At 71.2% G+C, this 14,677-nt stretch carries 13 protein-coding genes; 5 read left to right on the forward strand and 8 right to left on the reverse strand.

All coding sequences use genetic code 11. The annotated features are described in order from the left end of the window. Window positions 1-116: 116 nt before the first annotated feature. From ACFWI4_RS26200 to ACFWI4_RS26210, 3 genes are all read right to left on the reverse strand, one after another. The gene (locus ACFWI4_RS26200; RefSeq protein ID WP_328454182.1) at window positions 117-710 is read right to left on the reverse strand and encodes a TetR/AcrR family transcriptional regulator; all 594 of its coding nucleotides are present in this window, start codon (window positions 708-710) and stop codon (window positions 117-119) included. Window positions 711-778: 68 nt separating this feature from the next. Next, entirely contained in the window at window positions 779-2,440 is a 1,662-nt protein-coding gene (locus ACFWI4_RS26205; protein ID WP_387200682.1) for a class I adenylate-forming enzyme family protein, read from the reverse strand. Next, on the reverse strand, window positions 2,437-3,201 hold the full coding sequence (locus ACFWI4_RS26210; protein WP_387200685.1) for an SDR family oxidoreductase: 765 nt from the start codon (window positions 3,199-3,201) through the stop codon (window positions 2,437-2,439). The genes ACFWI4_RS26205 and ACFWI4_RS26210 overlap by 4 nt, the downstream gene beginning before the upstream one ends. 229 nt (window positions 3,202-3,430) lie before the next feature. Here ACFWI4_RS26210 and ACFWI4_RS26215 point away from each other — a divergent pair, with 229 nt between their 5' ends. Together ACFWI4_RS26215 and ACFWI4_RS26220 are read left to right on the forward strand one after the other, a co-directional pair. Next, window positions 3,431-4,678 (forward strand): exo-beta-N-acetylmuramidase NamZ domain-containing protein, encoded by a 1,248-nt coding sequence (locus tag ACFWI4_RS26215; RefSeq protein ID WP_387200688.1) that lies wholly within the window; start codon window positions 3,431-3,433, stop codon window positions 4,676-4,678. 126 nt (window positions 4,679-4,804) lie between these two features. After that, window positions 4,805-6,118, forward strand: coding sequence for a serine-threonine protein kinase (locus tag ACFWI4_RS26220; RefSeq protein ID WP_387200691.1), 1,314 nt, complete (start codon window positions 4,805-4,807; stop codon window positions 6,116-6,118). Between the two features lie 60 nt (window positions 6,119-6,178). On the opposite strand, the gene ACFWI4_RS26225 is transcribed toward ACFWI4_RS26220, so the two are convergent. After that, window positions 6,179-8,971, reverse strand: a complete 2,793-nt coding sequence (locus tag ACFWI4_RS26225) for a penicillin acylase family protein (RefSeq protein WP_387200694.1) — start codon at window positions 8,969-8,971, stop codon at window positions 6,179-6,181. Between the two features lie 295 nt (window positions 8,972-9,266). On the opposite strand from ACFWI4_RS26225, the gene ACFWI4_RS26230 reads away from it, so the two are divergent. Then, window positions 9,267-9,869, forward strand: coding sequence for a hypothetical protein (locus tag ACFWI4_RS26230; protein WP_385405360.1), 603 nt, complete (start codon window positions 9,267-9,269; stop codon window positions 9,867-9,869). A gap of 158 nt (window positions 9,870-10,027) precedes the next feature. Next, window positions 10,028-11,134, forward strand: coding sequence for an RNA ligase (ATP) (locus tag ACFWI4_RS26235; protein WP_387200697.1), 1,107 nt, complete (start codon window positions 10,028-10,030; stop codon window positions 11,132-11,134). A 93-nt stretch (window positions 11,135-11,227) separates the two neighbouring features. Here ACFWI4_RS26235 and soxR read toward each other — a convergent pair whose 3' ends face one another. Further along, entirely contained in the window at window positions 11,228-11,812 is a 585-nt protein-coding gene (soxR, locus tag ACFWI4_RS26240) for a redox-sensitive transcriptional activator SoxR (RefSeq protein ID WP_387200700.1), read from the reverse strand. 106 nt (window positions 11,813-11,918) lie between these two features. Here soxR and ACFWI4_RS26245 point away from each other — a divergent pair, with 106 nt between their 5' ends. Beyond that, window positions 11,919-12,380, forward strand: a complete 462-nt coding sequence (locus ACFWI4_RS26245) for a MaoC family dehydratase (RefSeq protein ID WP_387200703.1) — start codon at window positions 11,919-11,921, stop codon at window positions 12,378-12,380. Window positions 12,381-12,419: 39 nt separating this feature from the next. Here the strand turns inward: ACFWI4_RS26245 and ACFWI4_RS26250 are convergent, their stop codons facing one another. The 3 genes from ACFWI4_RS26250 to ACFWI4_RS26260 all read right to left on the reverse strand — a co-directional run bounded on the left by ACFWI4_RS26250 (window position 12,420) and on the right by ACFWI4_RS26260 (window position 14,625). Next, complete coding sequence (locus tag ACFWI4_RS26250) at window positions 12,420-13,046, reverse strand: TetR/AcrR family transcriptional regulator (RefSeq protein ID WP_385405349.1); 627 nt, start codon at window positions 13,044-13,046, stop codon at window positions 12,420-12,422. Window positions 13,047-13,119: 73 nt separating this feature from the next. Continuing rightward, complete coding sequence (locus tag ACFWI4_RS26255; protein ID WP_339128401.1) at window positions 13,120-13,407, reverse strand: YiaA/YiaB family inner membrane protein; 288 nt, start codon at window positions 13,405-13,407, stop codon at window positions 13,120-13,122. A gap of 66 nt (window positions 13,408-13,473) precedes the next feature. Continuing rightward, window positions 13,474-14,625, reverse strand: coding sequence for an acyl-CoA dehydrogenase family protein (locus tag ACFWI4_RS26260; RefSeq protein WP_387200707.1), 1,152 nt, complete (start codon window positions 14,623-14,625; stop codon window positions 13,474-13,476). Window positions 14,626-14,677 lie beyond the last annotated feature (52 nt).

The raw sequence follows: 14,677 nt of genomic DNA on the forward strand, positions 1-14,677 counted from the left end.
GGCTGGAACTCTCCGGCGAGCGAAATTCAGCCCCTCCGGCGTTTGAGGAGCGGGGGTCCGGGGGCGGCGCCCCCGGGTACGGGACGGGTAGGGGCGGAGGGGGCGAGAGACGTCTGTCAGGGGCGCAGGGCGCGGAGGAGGAGGTCGGCCAGGTGGTCGGCGACCTCCTGGGGGGCCAGGGGGCCGTCGGGGCGGTACCACGTGGACAGGTGGTGGACCGAGCCGAAGTGGTAGTCGACGACCAGGTCCGCGGGGGTGGCCGTGGAGAAGACGCCCTTCTTCTGGCCCTCCTCGACCAGGGCCCGGAACCGCTCGTGGTAGCGCCGCCGCTCGGACCGCACCTGCTTGAGCTTCTCGGGCCCGAGATGATGCATCGACCGGAAGAAGATCGAGGCGTCGTCGAGGTTGTCGATGGTCGTCACGACCACGTCGGCCGCCGCGCGCCGCAGCCGCTCCTCGACGGGCGCGTCCGCGTCCGCGAACGCGTCGAGCCGCTCCTGCTGGAGACGCAGCACGCGCGCGTAGACCTCGTGCAGAAGGTCGTCCTTGGAGCCGAAGTAGTGATAGAGCGCCCCCTTGGTGACGCCCGCCGCCTCCACGATCTCCTGCACCGACGTGCGGTCGTAGCCCTGCTCCGCGAAGAGCCGGGTGGCGGCGGCAAGGAGTCTCTGCGGGACAGGAGTCCCGTCACCGTCCGTCGTCCTGGGCACTGCCGCCACCTGCTTTCCGTGCGTTGTTTCGTCGAACGCCGTCTGTCGTCCGGGAGGAGTCCTGGAGACTACTGGGAGTCCAGCGGCCGGGAACGCAGTTCCCGACGAAGGATCTTCCCACTCGCCGTCTTCGGCAGGTCGGGCAGGATCTCCACCCGCCGCGGATACTTGTAGGCGGCCAGTCTCTCCTTGCAGTACGCGGCCAGCGCCTCGGGGTCCTCGGCGGCTCCGGGCCGCAGGCTGATGTAGGCCATGACGGTCTCGCCGCGGTAGCCGTCCGGGATCCCGACGACGGCCGCCTCGCGGACCGCCGGATGGGTGTGCAGGACGTCCTCGACCTCGCGCGGCCAGACCTTGAAGCCGGACGCGTTGATCATGTCCTTCTTGCGGTCGACGACGTAGAGCCAGCCGTCCTCGTCCATGAAGCCGATGTCCCCGGTGCGCAGTTCGCCGTCCGGGAAGGTCTCGGCGGTCGCTTCGGGGCGGCGCCAGTAGCCGGGGACCACCTGCGGACCGCTGACGAGGATCTCGCCCTGCTCCCCGAAGGGGACCTCCTGGCCGAGGTCGTCGACGATGCGGACGACGGAGTCGGGTCCCGGGACGCCCACGGCCAGGGTCCCGGAGGCGGGGTCCACCGGTGCCTCAAGGTCCGGGGGCACGGAGGCGCAGGGCGCGGTGCACTCGGTGAGCCCGTAGCCGTTGCGGATGTACGGCCCGAAACCGGCCCGGAACCGTTCGACGAGCGCGGGCGGCAGCGGTGCGCCGCCCGAGGAGATGTTGACGAAGGACGAGAAGTGGTCCGGCGTGACGTCCGGGTGGGCGGCCAGGGCCATGAAGGCGGTGGAGGGGCCGACGGTGTAGAGCGGCCGGTGTTCGGCGAACGCCTCCAGGACGACCCCGGCCTCGAAGCGGTAGGCGAGGACCAGGGTGCCCGCGCTGTCGAGGCAGGCGGCGAGCTGGCAGACCATTCCGGTGATGTGGAACAGCGGCGCCAGCGCGAAGTACACGGGCGCCTCGGGCAGCGCGAGGCCGGTCCGCTGCCGCTCGGCGTTGTACATGATGTTGCCGTGCGTGTTGGTGGCTCCCTTGGGGGTGCCGCTGGTGCCGGAGGTGTAGCTGATCAGCGCGATGTCCGACGGTCCGAGGACGCGGCCGGCGGGCGCCTCGTGCCCCTGCCGGGCTATGGCGAGGAGGTCGTCGGCGGTCTCGTCGAGGGGTAGGCGCTCGAAGGCCAGCACGCGCGGGTCGTTCCGGGTCTGGAGGTCGAGTTCGCAGGCCGTGAGGACGATCCGTACGGGCGAGTCGGCGGCGGTCTCGCGCAGATAGGCGTCGAAGGCGCGGTCCGAACAGACGAGGGCGACCGCCTCGGCGTCGTGCAGGACGTGCCGGACCTCGCCGGACTTGTACATGGGGTTGACCGGTACGACGGTCGCGCCGGCCTTCCAGGCGCCGAGCAGGGCGAGCACGAACTGCGGGGAGTTCTGGAGCATCAGGGCGACCCGGTCGCCCCGCTCCAGGCCGCGGGCGGCGAGGTGTCCGGCCACGGAGTCGCTCAGCTCGTCGAGCTCGCGGTAGCTCACCCGCCCGTCGAAGTAGGCGAGCGCGGTGCGGTCGGGGGTGCGGGCGACCACATCGGCGAGGGCGTGGACCAGGGTGTCGGCGGGGTCGACGGGGCCGCGCTGCGCCTCGTTGAGCAGCGCGGTCCAGGGCCGGTCTGCGTAGCGGGTCACTGCGCGGTCTCCCACTTCTGCTGGAGGTGGTTCATGTTGGTCATCCAGCGGTCGGGGTCGGCGGCCCGCGCCTGGTAGTAGGCGGCGACCTCGGGATGCGGCAGGACCAGGAAGCGGTCCTCCTCGATGCCCTTCATGAGGGCGTCGGCGACGGCCTCGGGCTCGATGGCGGTGGGCTGGAGCACGAGGTCGCCGGCGCTGCCGGTCGCCTCCAGCATGTCGGTGCGCACGCCCTGGGGGCAGATGGCGTGCACCTTCACCCCGCGGTGGCGGTACGTCAGGGACAGCCACTCGGCGAACGCGTAGGCGCCGTGCTTGGTGACGCTGTACGGGGCGGCGCCGATCATCGTGAGCAGTCCGGCGGCGGAGACGGTCGAGACGAACCGGCCGTCGCCGCGCTCCAGCCAGTCCGGGAGGAGCGCGTGGGCGGCGCGGACGTGGGCCATCACGTTGACGTCCCAGGCCAGGGCCCAGACGCTCTCGTCGGCGGCCTCGGAGCCGCCGGAGCCGACTCCGGCGTTCGCGCAGTAGACGTCGACGGTCCCGTCGAGGGCGTCGCGGGCCTCGGCCACGATCCGGGAGGCGTCGCCGACGACCGCGATGCCGCCGATCTCGTCGGCCACGGCCTTCACCTTGCCGGCGTCGAGATCGTTGACCACCACCCGCGCTCCCTCGGCGGCGAATCTGCGGGCCAGCGCGGCCCCGATCCCGCCCCCCGCTCCGGTGACGACGACTCCCGCACCCTGCATGGCTTCCACCACGGGTCTCCTTCGACGCGACGTGACACGGCTCTGCTGCGACGCCAGACTAACCAGTCGGTATGTAGCAAGGGAAGGGCTCCCGGCCGCCGCACGAGGCGGCGTCCGTCACTTCCGCCCCGCGTCCCCCGTACGGGACCGCGACAGGCCGGTGGCCTCCGCACCCTACGAACTTCCCGCGCGAGCCCTTAGCGTGCCTGTGCCAGCCTTCCGCGATCACGGAGGTCCCACCATGCGCCTGTCCCGACGGTCACTGCTCACGGCCGGCACCGCCGCGGCCGCCCTGACCCCGCTGCCCGCCGCGGCGGCGGCGCGGGCCGGGGAGCCCCGTGCCCGGCTGCGCACCGGTTTCGAGCGCCTGGCCGCGGACGGGTACGCGCGGCTCGACGGCCGGCGCGTCGGGATCGTCACCAACCCCACCGGTGTCACCCGGGACGTGCGGCACGTCGTCGACGTCATGCACGCCGACGCCCGGGTGGACCTGACGGCCGTCTTCGGCCCCGAGCACGGCTTCCGGGGCACCGCGCAGGCGGGCGGATCCGAGGGCCGCTACGACGATCCGGCGACCGGACTGCCCGTCTACGACACGTACTTGAAGAGCGGTCAGGCTCTCGCCGACGTCTTCACCGCGTCCGGCGTCGACACCGTCGTCTTCGACATCCAGGATGTGGGCGCGCGCTTCTACACGTACATCTGGACGCTGTACGACTGCATGGAGGCCGCGCAGCTGGCCGGGAAACGGTTCGTGGTCCTCGACCGGCCGAACCCGGTCACCGGACGCTCGGCCCAAGGCCCCGTCCTGCACCCCGAGTTCGCCACCTTCGTCGGGCGCCGGCCGATCGCGCAGGCGCACGGGATGACGGTGGCGGAGCTGGCCCGGCTCTTCAACGGCGAGTTCCTGACGGCACCCGTGGAACTCGACACCGTGCTCATGTCGGGCTGGAAACGGGGGGACTTCTACGACGCCTCGGGGCTGCCCTGGGTGCCGCCGAGCCCGAACATGCCGACGGCGGACACCGCGCTGGTGTACTCCGGGACCTGCCTGTTCGAGGGCACGAACCTGTCGGAGGGGCGGGGCACGACACGGCCCTTCGAACTGCTCGGCGCGGCCGGCCTCGACGGACGCTGGGCCGCCGCCGCGGGTGAACTGGGGCTTCCCGGCGTGTACTTCAGGGAGGCGTACTTCGCCCCCACCTTCTCCAAGTTCCAGGGCGTCACCGTCGGGGGCGTCCAGATCCATGTGCACGACCGGGCCGCGTACGAACCCGTGCGGACCGGGATCGCCCTCCTGGTGACCGCGAAGAAGGTCTGGGACGGGTTCGCCTGGCGCCCCGACAACTGGATCGACAAGCTGACGGGCTCCGCGCTGGTGCGCACGATGATCGACGCGGGCGCGGACACCGACGAGATCGCGGCGGCCTGGCAGGACGAGCTGGAGACCTTCCGCAGGGTCCGGAAGCAGTACCTCATCTACAAGTGATCCGGGGTGCTCTTGCACGAACGAGTGACTTGTGCGTGTGGAATGGGTCGGGACGTATGGCCAACTTTCCCCTACGGGTGGACGATGCGCCCCTAGCGCATCGCCCGCGGGGTCAGGGGGCCAGACATGACGGAACCGGCAGTGAGCGTTTCTCCCTACTGGGAGCTGACCTTCGACGCCGACGGGGACGCGGACACCCGGGAACGGGACCGATGGCTGGAGGACGTGCCGCGACGCGGGGTCCGCGACCTGATCGTCTTCACCCACGGCTGGAACAACGACCGTTCCGCGGCAACCAGCCTCTTCAGCCAGTTCTTCGCACCCGTCCCGGAACTCGCGCCCACAGCGCGTCTCGGATACGTGGGAGTGGTCTGGCCCTCTATGCGGTTCTCGGACGAACCGATCCCCGACTTCCCCCCGTCGGTGGCCGCCGCCGTCGCCGACGACAGCGCCTCGCCGCTCGGCAAGAACACCCGCCACGCCCTGCTGGAGGTGTTCCCCGGCCGCGCCACCGTGGTCGAGCAGATCGCCCGGCTGCTCGACCAACGGCCGGACGAGGGAGCCTCGCTGGAGGAGTTCGGCCGTCTCGTACGCCTGCTCGTCGAGGTCCGCCCGCAGGGCCCGCAGACCTCCTTCGCCGCGGACACCCTCGCGGAGGGCGTGCCGGAGAGCGATCCCGAGATGCTCTTCGGGGACACCGCGACGGTGTGCGCCGAGTTCGCGCAGGCGCTCGCCGGGGCCCAGGCCCCCGCCTTCGCGCTGCCCCGGCTGTGGGACGGGGCCCTGGAACTGCTGCGCCAGGCCACGTACTACGCCATGAAGAGACGCGCGGGCACGGTCGGCGAGCGCGGGCTCGGCCGGGCGGTGGGCCTGCTCGCCGCGGCCGCGCCGGACGTACGCGTGCATCTGGTCGGGCACAGCTTCGGCGGCCGGCTGGTCTCCTTCGCGCTGCGCGGGCTGCCCCCGGGAGTGCACACGGTCAAGTCGGTGACGCTGCTCCAGGGCGCCTTCTCGCACTACGCGTTCTCCCCGCGGCTGCCCCACGACCCGCGCGCGAGCGGGGTGCTCGACGGGCAGCACCACCGGATCGACGGCCCGCTGGTCTGCTGCTACTCCCACTTCGACTCGGCGCTCGGCACGATCTATCCGCTGGCCTCCCGGATGGCGGGTGACGACCGGTCGGTCGTGGCGGACTTCGGCATCGGCGGCATGCTCGGCGCGCAGTGGGGCGCGATGGGCCACGACGGGGTGCAGGCGGTGCCGGGGACGGCGTCGTTCACGCTCGCCGAGGCCCTGCGCACCCGGCTGCCGGTCTCGGGGTGCGTGAACGTGGACGCCGCCTCGGTGGTGTGCCGAGGCGGCGCGCCCGCGGGTGCCCACAGCGACATCTGTCACCGCGAGCTGGCCCAGGTGGTGCTGGCGGCGGGCCGCGTCCACTGACCCGCCGCCGCTCCCGGAACCGGCCGGTTCCGGGAGCGGTCCCTCACTCCCCCGGTGTGCTCACCGGTGCGAGGTGTACTCGACGACCTGCTGGAAGGTCGGCCGGTTCTGCCAGGTGATCTTGCCGTGCTTGATGCCGCCGAGCGTCCGCTGGACGATCGAGTCGGCGCACCACTGGTCACCCGCGGAGCACTGGTCGTCGCCGGGGTAGACGGTCGAGGCGCGCTTGCCGGCCGCCTCCTTCAGCGAGCTGATCAGGGCGTCCCGGCAGGCGCTGAGGCTGCCCCCGCCGCAGTACGTCCGCGACAGGCCGCCCTGCACCGGCTGGCCGAGCACCGACCGGATGTCCTTGTCGACATAGCTCCACCAGCCGAACTGGAAGGAGCTTCCGGCGTGCGAGCCGGTCGGTCCGTGTCCCGCGGACGGCGCCTCGTCCACCGGGAGGTTGTTGCCGAACGCGGTGTACAGGTCGCTGCCGAGCCCCGGCTGGAACTCCGCCTTCACCAGCAGCGGCCACCAGGCGTCCAGGATGCGGATCGCGTCGGCGTTGGCGTAGGTGTGCGAGCCCGCCGAGGTCTCGGTGCGCTTGGCGCCCGCGGTCACCCAGGCCGACAGCTTGCTCACCGCGTCGGCGGCCGTGGAGTCCGTGACCGGGGAGCTGTTGACGACCTTGAGCAGGTTGGGGAGCACGTCCTCGGCCCGCAGATCGGCGACCGAGGCGTCGGCCATGGCCTTCACCAGCGCGGATCTGGTCACTCCGCCGGCCGCGACCAGCTTGGACACCCGGTCCTCCAGGAGGTCGCCGCGGTGCACGGAACCGTCGCCCCAGGAGGCCGTGGTGTAGTCCTTGGCCTGTTTGTTGTTCCAGGAGATGTAGTAGTCCTGGTCGACCGAGTTGGGGTGCGCGGACGGCGGGGTGTAGTCGGCGGTGTTGGTGGCCGGGTCCCAGTTCTGCCACTCGTACGCGGCCTGCGCCCACACCGGGAACTCGGCGTCGACGCCGTTCGCCCGCACCGGGTTGTCACCGCTGTTGTAGTAGGCGGTGTGCGCCGAGTCGGCGTAGAACCAGTTGAAGGTGTAGTTGATGTTCTGCACCGCGCTCTGGAACGTCGCCGGACTCTTCACGTAGTCGGGGTCGTTGAGCATCTGGAAGCCGATGATCGAGTCGGCCTCGTGCATGAAGGAGCTGCGCAGGGTGGTGTAGGCGACCTTCTTGCCGCCGACCGTCGCGCGGTACTCCACGGGTCCGTACTTGGTCCGGTAGACCTGCATGCGGTACGAGCCGGCCGCGGTGCCGTCGGCGGTGGTCGGCTTCCACGAGTTGGTCCGCTCGACCTTGTCCATCGCCGTGCAGGTGCCGTGGTACAGGTAGTGGTAGTCGTCCTGGCACAGTTCGACGGCGTACGTGTCGATGATGTCCTGGCCGGAGGTCGTCGCGCTCCAGGAGTAGTCCTGGCCGCGGCCGAGTTCGACGTACATGCTCAGGCCGGCGAACGAGGCGCCCCGCGCGCTGAGGCCCGGGCCCTGGATCTCCTGGAGCATGAGCAGCTGTGGCGCGAAATAGCCGGTCTGCGGGCCGAAGACGGCGATCGGGTGGCCGCTCGCGGTGTACTTGCCGCTGACGACCAGGGCGTTGGACATCCCGCGCTTGGCGGAGGTGAGCGACGTCTTCGCCGCCGTGGCGGAGGCGCTGGTGGCGCTCGCGGTGGCCGCGCTGCCGGTGCGGTCGTAGACCAGCGGTTCCTGGGTCACCGAGCCGGCGTCGGGCAGGGCCTCGCCCTGCGGGCTGTCCGGCCGCGAGGCGTACGGGAAGCTCTCGCCGTTGTGCACGGTGAGCGCGGCTTCCGGGTCGTTGCGCTCGCGGAAGGCCTCCCAGACCTTGGTGCCCTCGGTCACTCCGTACTGGTTCTGGGCGGCGAGCAGCGAGAGGGCGTTGTTGACCTCACCGCCGCCCCCCGAGCCGAAGAGCGAGCCGATGACGGAGGCCAGCGCGACCAGGTCGGTGAGCTTGAAGTGGTCGATGGTGCCGGCGTTGGTGATGGAGTCCTTGTGGCCGGTCAGGACGTACTCGCCGGGGAAGTAGCGGCCGCTGTCGGAGGCGTCGATGTAGGCGTTGATGCCGTCGAGATAGGCGTTGGCGTCGTTGAGCGCCTGGGTGCCGCGGGCCCCGGCCCTGCTCGTCGCCTCGTCGATCTGGGCCTGGAGATCGGCCTCGGTGTAGGGCGCGTTGCGCCAGAACTCCTGCTCCAGGCCCTGGTTGGAGGCCGCGCCGCCGGCGAAGCTGGTCAGCTGGCCGCGTCCGACGTGCCGGAAGACGTCCATCAGCCACAGCCGGTCCTGGGCCGCGGCGTAACCGGCGCCGTACTCGGTGCCGTAGCGGGTGGTGCCGGTGATGTGCGGGACGCCCGTCTTCTTGTCGCGGACGATCGTGACGTCGGTGCGTCCGCCGGGCTTGGTGGTCGACTCGACCTGGTTGGCGGCCACGCCGAAGGAGGCGTCGTTGAAGAAGTCGTTGATCTTGGCGTCGGTGAGCCCCGAATAGCCGGAGGGCAGGTTGCCGTACAGCCCGAGCTGGTCCTCGGCATGGCTGGGCTGGGTGCCGAAGACCTGGTTCAGCAGGATCTGCGCGAGGGTGGCGTTGCCGTTCTCACCGGGCGGCAGGATGTCGGAGCACTGGCCGCCGCAGTAGTCGTTCGCGGCGGCCGCCGTCGAGGTGTCCGCGGCGGCCGCCTGGGAAAGCGGCGACAAAAGACCGGCAATGAGCACGCATAGGGATGCTGCCCTGAGGAACTTGGGGAATCTGCGGGGAGTTCTCAGTCTGTCCAGGGTGGTGCGTGGGGTGCTCGGTGGCATGTCGGCTCCTACCGATGGGGGTGGCCGGACGTTACCGCCGGTATCCCCGAGTTTGAAGATGAACATGCGTCAGTTTTTGGGATTCACAGCGAGTGATGGTGCGCCGGGAAACCGGCGTGACGGCCGGCCGGCGGCGACGGCGGCGGGCCCGAGGCACTCGGCGAGAGGCTCACGGGGGCGCCGGAAAATTGGATGGAGCCGAATCGCTTGTCGATACGTCTACTCGACGACGTCCGTACGGGACGGCGCCGAAGTGACCGGAGTACAGGTGCAGGTGTGACGGAGGTGCAGGACGATGGCCGGTTTCCGGAGTCTGGCGAGACAGACGCGAGATCCGAGGTGTGATCTGGCGCTGCGGCGGTACTCACTGCGCAAGTGCCTGGAGAGGTTCGCCCCTTACGGGCATCGGGCGACCTGGGACCATCTGTGTTCCCGGGCCGGATTCGACCCCGAGGACCGTTCCCCCGACCCGGCGCGGCTCGTGGCCGCACTGGACGAACTGGAGGAGGCCCGCTCCGTCTGGCTCGCCTACGAGGCCGAGTTCGCCGAACGCCGCAAGAAGGAGAAGCACGACGGGCTGCGCAGGCCGGGCAGTGTCGACGACTGGCACCGGCTGACCTGGGGCGGCTTCGGCGTCGCCTGGTGCGACGACCCCCGTGTCCACCCCGATGAACCGCTGGCCGAGGTGCTGCGCCGGCTGATCGCCGCGCTGGAGCGCGTCCCGGGCACCGTCTGCCCGGTGTGCTCCGGAGAGCGCCTGGTCTGGATGTACGACCTGGCCCACGAACCCTCGTCGGGTCCCGTCTGCACGAGCTGCGGAATCGTGGTGCCGCGGCCCGTCCTGACCCCGGAAGCACTGGCCGGCGCCCGGCGCCACCGGCTGCTCGTCTCCGCGTGAGCACCACGCCCGGCCGAGCGGCCCATCCGCGCGGCCGGGTGTCCCCGACCGTACGGGCGGCGAACGACGGTAGCAGCGGGAAATCCACTGGTTCCAGCCCTTTCTCCCCCGGACAGTCGGGGGTGATGCATACCGGCTGAGCACCCGAGGAGTCCCCCATGTCGACGCTGCGTGTCACCGCCGAGGCGCTGACCGTCCACGAGCACCCGAACGCCGACGCGCTCGAACTGGCCCAGGTGGGCCTGTACCGCGCCGTGGTCGCCAAGGGCGCCTACCGCACCGGCGAGTGGGCCGTGTACATCCCCGAGCAGTCCGTGCTGCCGGCCCCGCTGATCGAGGAGCTGGGGCTCACCGGACGGCTGGCGGGAACCGCGTCGGACCGGGTCAGGGCGGTACGGCTGCGCGGCGAGCTGTCCCAGGGCATCGTGTGCCGCCCGAAGGCGCTGGAGGGCGTGGACCTGGCGCGGGCGGCCGAGGACGGGACGGACTTCGCGGAGATCCTCGGCATCGTGAAATGGGTGCCGCCGATCCCGCCCACGATGAGCGGGGACGTCGAGGCGGCGCCTGGTCTGCTGCCCTGGGTGGACATCGAGAACATCCAGCGGTATCCGGACATCTTCACCCCGGGCGAACCCGTCGTCGTGACGGAGAAGCTGCACGGTTCGGCCTGCCTGCTCACGTACCTCGCCGACGAGGACCGCGTCCAGGTCTCCTCCAAGGGCTTCGGCTCCAAGTCCCTCGCGCTGAAGGAGGATCCGCGCAACCTGTACTGGCGCGCGGTGCACGGGCACGGGGTCGCGGAGGCCGCCGCCCGGCTCGCCGGACGCCTCGGCGCGCGCCGGGTCGGCATCTTCGGCGAGGTGTACGGGGCGGGCGTGCAGGATCTGACGTACGGCGCCGACGGACGCCGCGAGACGATCGGCTACGCCGTGTTCGACGTGTCCGCGGAGATCGACGGCGAGGTCCGCTGGCTGGACGCGGAGGAGCTGCTGGCCGGTGAACTCCCGCTCGCACCAAGGCTGTACGCGGGCCCGTACGACGTCGAGCGGATCCTCGCGATCGCCTCCGGCCGGGAGACCGTGTCGGGTCGTGGACTGCATCTGCGCGAGGGCGTCGTGATCCGGCCCGCGGCGCCCGCTCCGGGCGGCCCGGAGGGGACCTTCGTCGCCGCCGAGCGGTACAGCCCGGTGACGGGCGGACGGGCGATCGCCAAGGCGGTCAGCCCGGCCTATCTGACCCGCAAGGGCGGCACCGAGTACGAGTGAGGTGCCCTCCCGGGCGGGAACCGGAGGCGGAAAGACCGCTCGCCCGGCGACGACGGGCTCACGCGTCGGGGGCAGGGCACTCGGGACGGCACGTCAGCGGCGGTCTCCCGGCGCCGGTTCGCGGCCCGGGCCGGGTTCGCACGCGGCGACCGGTTCCCGTGCCCCCGGTCCGCACACGGCCGCCGGCCCGCTCTCCCGCGGCGCCGGCGCCGGCCGCGCGTCGGCCGGTTCCGTCATGAGCCGGGAGCCGGCCCGGCGCTCGCCGAGGACGTCGTCGGGATTGGACAGCACACAGGTCTCCAGGGAGAGGCAGCCGCAGCCGATGCAGTCGGTGAGGTGGTCGCGCAGCCGGCCGAGTTGTCTGATGCGCTCGTCGAGTTCGGAGCGCCAGGCCCGGGACAGCCGCGCCCAGTCCTCCCGCGTCGGGGTGCGCTCCTCGGGGAGTTCGGCCAGCGCCTCGCGGATGGTGGCCAGCGGGATGCCGACGCGCTGGGCGGCCCGTACGAAGGCGACCCGGCGCAGCGTGTCACGGTGGTAGCGGCGCTGGTTGCCCGAGGTGCGGCGGCTGCTGATGAGACCCTTCGACTCGTAGAAGTGCAGGGCGGAGACGGCCGCTCCGCTGCGGGCCGACAACTGTCCGACGGTCAGCTCGTGAACCGTCTCGGGGATCTGGGGCACCCGTCCAACCTACCCACCGCGCCACCCGTCCGGTCCGTTGACATGCGCCGCCCGGCGGACCATGCTAAGCAGTCGCTTAGACTATGAGATGCGGGAGGCCAGGGACATGGCAGAGCCGAGGACGTTCGCGACGGTCGACGAACTGCGGGACGCCGTGGGCGAGCAGCTGGGCTACACGGACTGGGTCGAGATCGAGCAGAAGCGGATCGACCTCTTCGCGGAGGCGACCGGCGACCACCAGTGGATCCACGTCGACCCCGAGAAGGCCGCGGCGGGTCCGTTCGGCACCACGATCGCGCACGGCTACCTCACCCTGTCGCTGCTGCCGCTGTTCGGCCCGCAGCTGATCAGCGTCGAGGGCGTGCGGATGGGCGTCAACTACGGGACGAACAAGGTCCGTTTCCCCGCTCCCGTGCCGGTCGGCTCGCGGCTGCGCTCCACCGCGACGATCACCGCGGTGGACGAGGTGCCCGGCGGCGTCCAGGTCTCCGTCGCCTTCACCGTGGAGCGCGAGGGCGGCGAGAAGCCGGTCTGCGTCGCGGAATCGGTCTCGCGCTACTACTTCTGAGCCGGTCCGGGGCCGGCCGGGCGGGAGACGGGCCCGGACCTACCCCTTGAAGCCCACCATCCGCCGGACCAGGTCGGCGTACAGCGCGCCGACCTCGTCCGGGGTGCGGGGGCCCTCCACGTTGAACCAGCGGGCCACGTCGATGCACAGGGACAGCACGGCGACGGTGGTGCCGGGGACGTCCGGGACGTCGAACTCGCCCGCCGCGACACCGTCCTGGATGATGCCGCGGACCTCGGCGTCGACCTGGCGGCGCAGCCCGATGATCTCGGCGCGCGCGTCGGGCCCGAGGGCCTCCAGCTCGTACTGGACCACGCGCGCGGTGGTGTGCTGGCCCGCGTGCCACCGTACGAAGGAGCGGACGGCGTCGGAGAGCCGCTCGGCCGGGGTGCCCTCGCCCGCCGCCGCGGTGCGGACGATGTCCAGCGCCTTGTCGTGGCCGATCCGGCTGATCCGGTGGAGCAGCTCTTCCTTGGTCTTGTAGTGGATGTACAGCGCGGCCGGACTCATGCCCGCGCGGCCCGCGATGTCCCGGGTCGTCGTCGCGTGGTACCCGCGCTCGGCGAAGGCCTCCACCGCGGCGATCAGCAGCCGCCGTGCCGCGTCCGGGGTCACCTCGGCCCACGGCTGCATCTCGCCGCCGGGCGTCTCCTGCGCCGTGCTCATCGCTCACTCGCCCTTCTCGGTGACAGGAGGTACACCATACCGCCGAAGGTGAGCGGTCGCTTAGCGTGCCTGCTCAGATCTTCTCGAAGGGGTCGTGCTCGGCGAGGAGCTTCTCCAGCCGCGCCTGGTCGACCCGGCTCACTATCTGACCGGCCTCCTGCCGGTCCCTGATCACCTTGGCCAGGGTGAAGGCGGAGGTGACGAGGTACAGGACCGCGATGGCCAGGAAGGCCCGGACCCAGGCATCGGTGTGCAGCCGGTAGATGCCGATGGACGTGGCCGCCATGGCGATGGCGAAGGAGGCGACGGCCTGACCGTAGAAGGCGGTCGTGCTCTGCTGCTTGACGGGTGTCTCACTCATGGACACCAGGGTCGGCGTGTGTGGCTCACGCCACATCCGTCGTCGTACTCAGAGAGGTACTCAGAGTCAGAACGCCGAGACGCCCGTCAGAGCGCGTCCGATGACCAGCTTCTGTATCTGGCTGGTGCCCTCGTAGAGGGTCATCACCCGGGCGTCGCGCAGCAGTTTGCCGACCGGGTACTCGTCGATGTAGCCGTAACCGCCGTACACCTGGAGGGCGTTGTTCGCCGCGCGCACGGCGGCCTCGGAGGCGAACAGCTTGGCCTTCGAGGACTCGGTCGCGAACGGCAGCCCGCGGTCGATCAGATCCGCGACCCGCCAGGTCAGCAGGCGTGCCGCGTCCACGTCGACGGCGATGTCGCTGATCAGTTCCTGGACGAGCTGATGGTGGGCGATCGTCTTCCCGAACTGCTCCCGCTCGGTCGCGTACCTCACCGCCGCGTCCAGCGCGGCCTGGGCGATGCCGACGCAGCCGGCGGCCACCGACATCCGGCCCTTGGCGAGCGCCGACATGGCCACCGCGAAGCCCTTGCCCTCGGGGCCCAGCATCGCGCTCGCCGGCACGCGCACGTCCTCGAAGGCGAGTTCGGCGGTGGCCTGGCCGCGCAGCCCGAGCTTGCCGTGGATGGTGCGGCGGGTCAGGCCGGGGCTGTCCGCGGGCACGAGGAAGGCGGAGACGCCCTTGTGGCCCGGGGCGTCGGTGGAGCGGGCGAAGAGCAGCACGACGTCGGCCCAGGTGCCGTTCGTGATGAACATCTTGCCGCCGTTGATGACGTAGTCGTCGCCGTCGCGCACGGCCCGGGTCGAGAGCGCTCCCGCGTCGGAGCCGGTGCCCGGCTCGGTGAGCCCGAAGCAGCCGACGTACTCGCCCGAGGTCAGCCCCGGCAGCCAGCGCCGCTTCTGCTCCTCGTCCCCCCAGTGCGCGATCGTCTTGGCGACGAGGCCGAGCGAGACGGAGACGATCCCGCGCACGGAGGAGTCACCGCGCCCGAGCTCCTCGGTGACCAGGCAGTACGCGAGGTGGTCGCCGCCGCTGCCGCCGTACTCCTCGTCGACGGTCAGGCCGAGGAAGCCGACCTCGCCGAGCTTCTTCACGATCGACCGGTCGACGTCCTCCGCGCGGTCCCACGCGACGACGTGCGGCGCGATCTCGCGGGTCACGAAGTCCCTGGCGAGCTGCCGGACGGCGGTCTGCTCATCACTGAGCCCGAGGTTCATGCCGGGTCACCCCACAGTCGGCGGACTTTGAAAGCCGTACATTTAAATTAGC

Origin of the sequence: Streptomyces sp. NPDC127038 (assembly GCF_042725875.1) — a bacterium.
Taxonomy (GTDB): Bacteria; Actinomycetota; Actinomycetes; order Streptomycetales; family Streptomycetaceae; genus Streptomyces.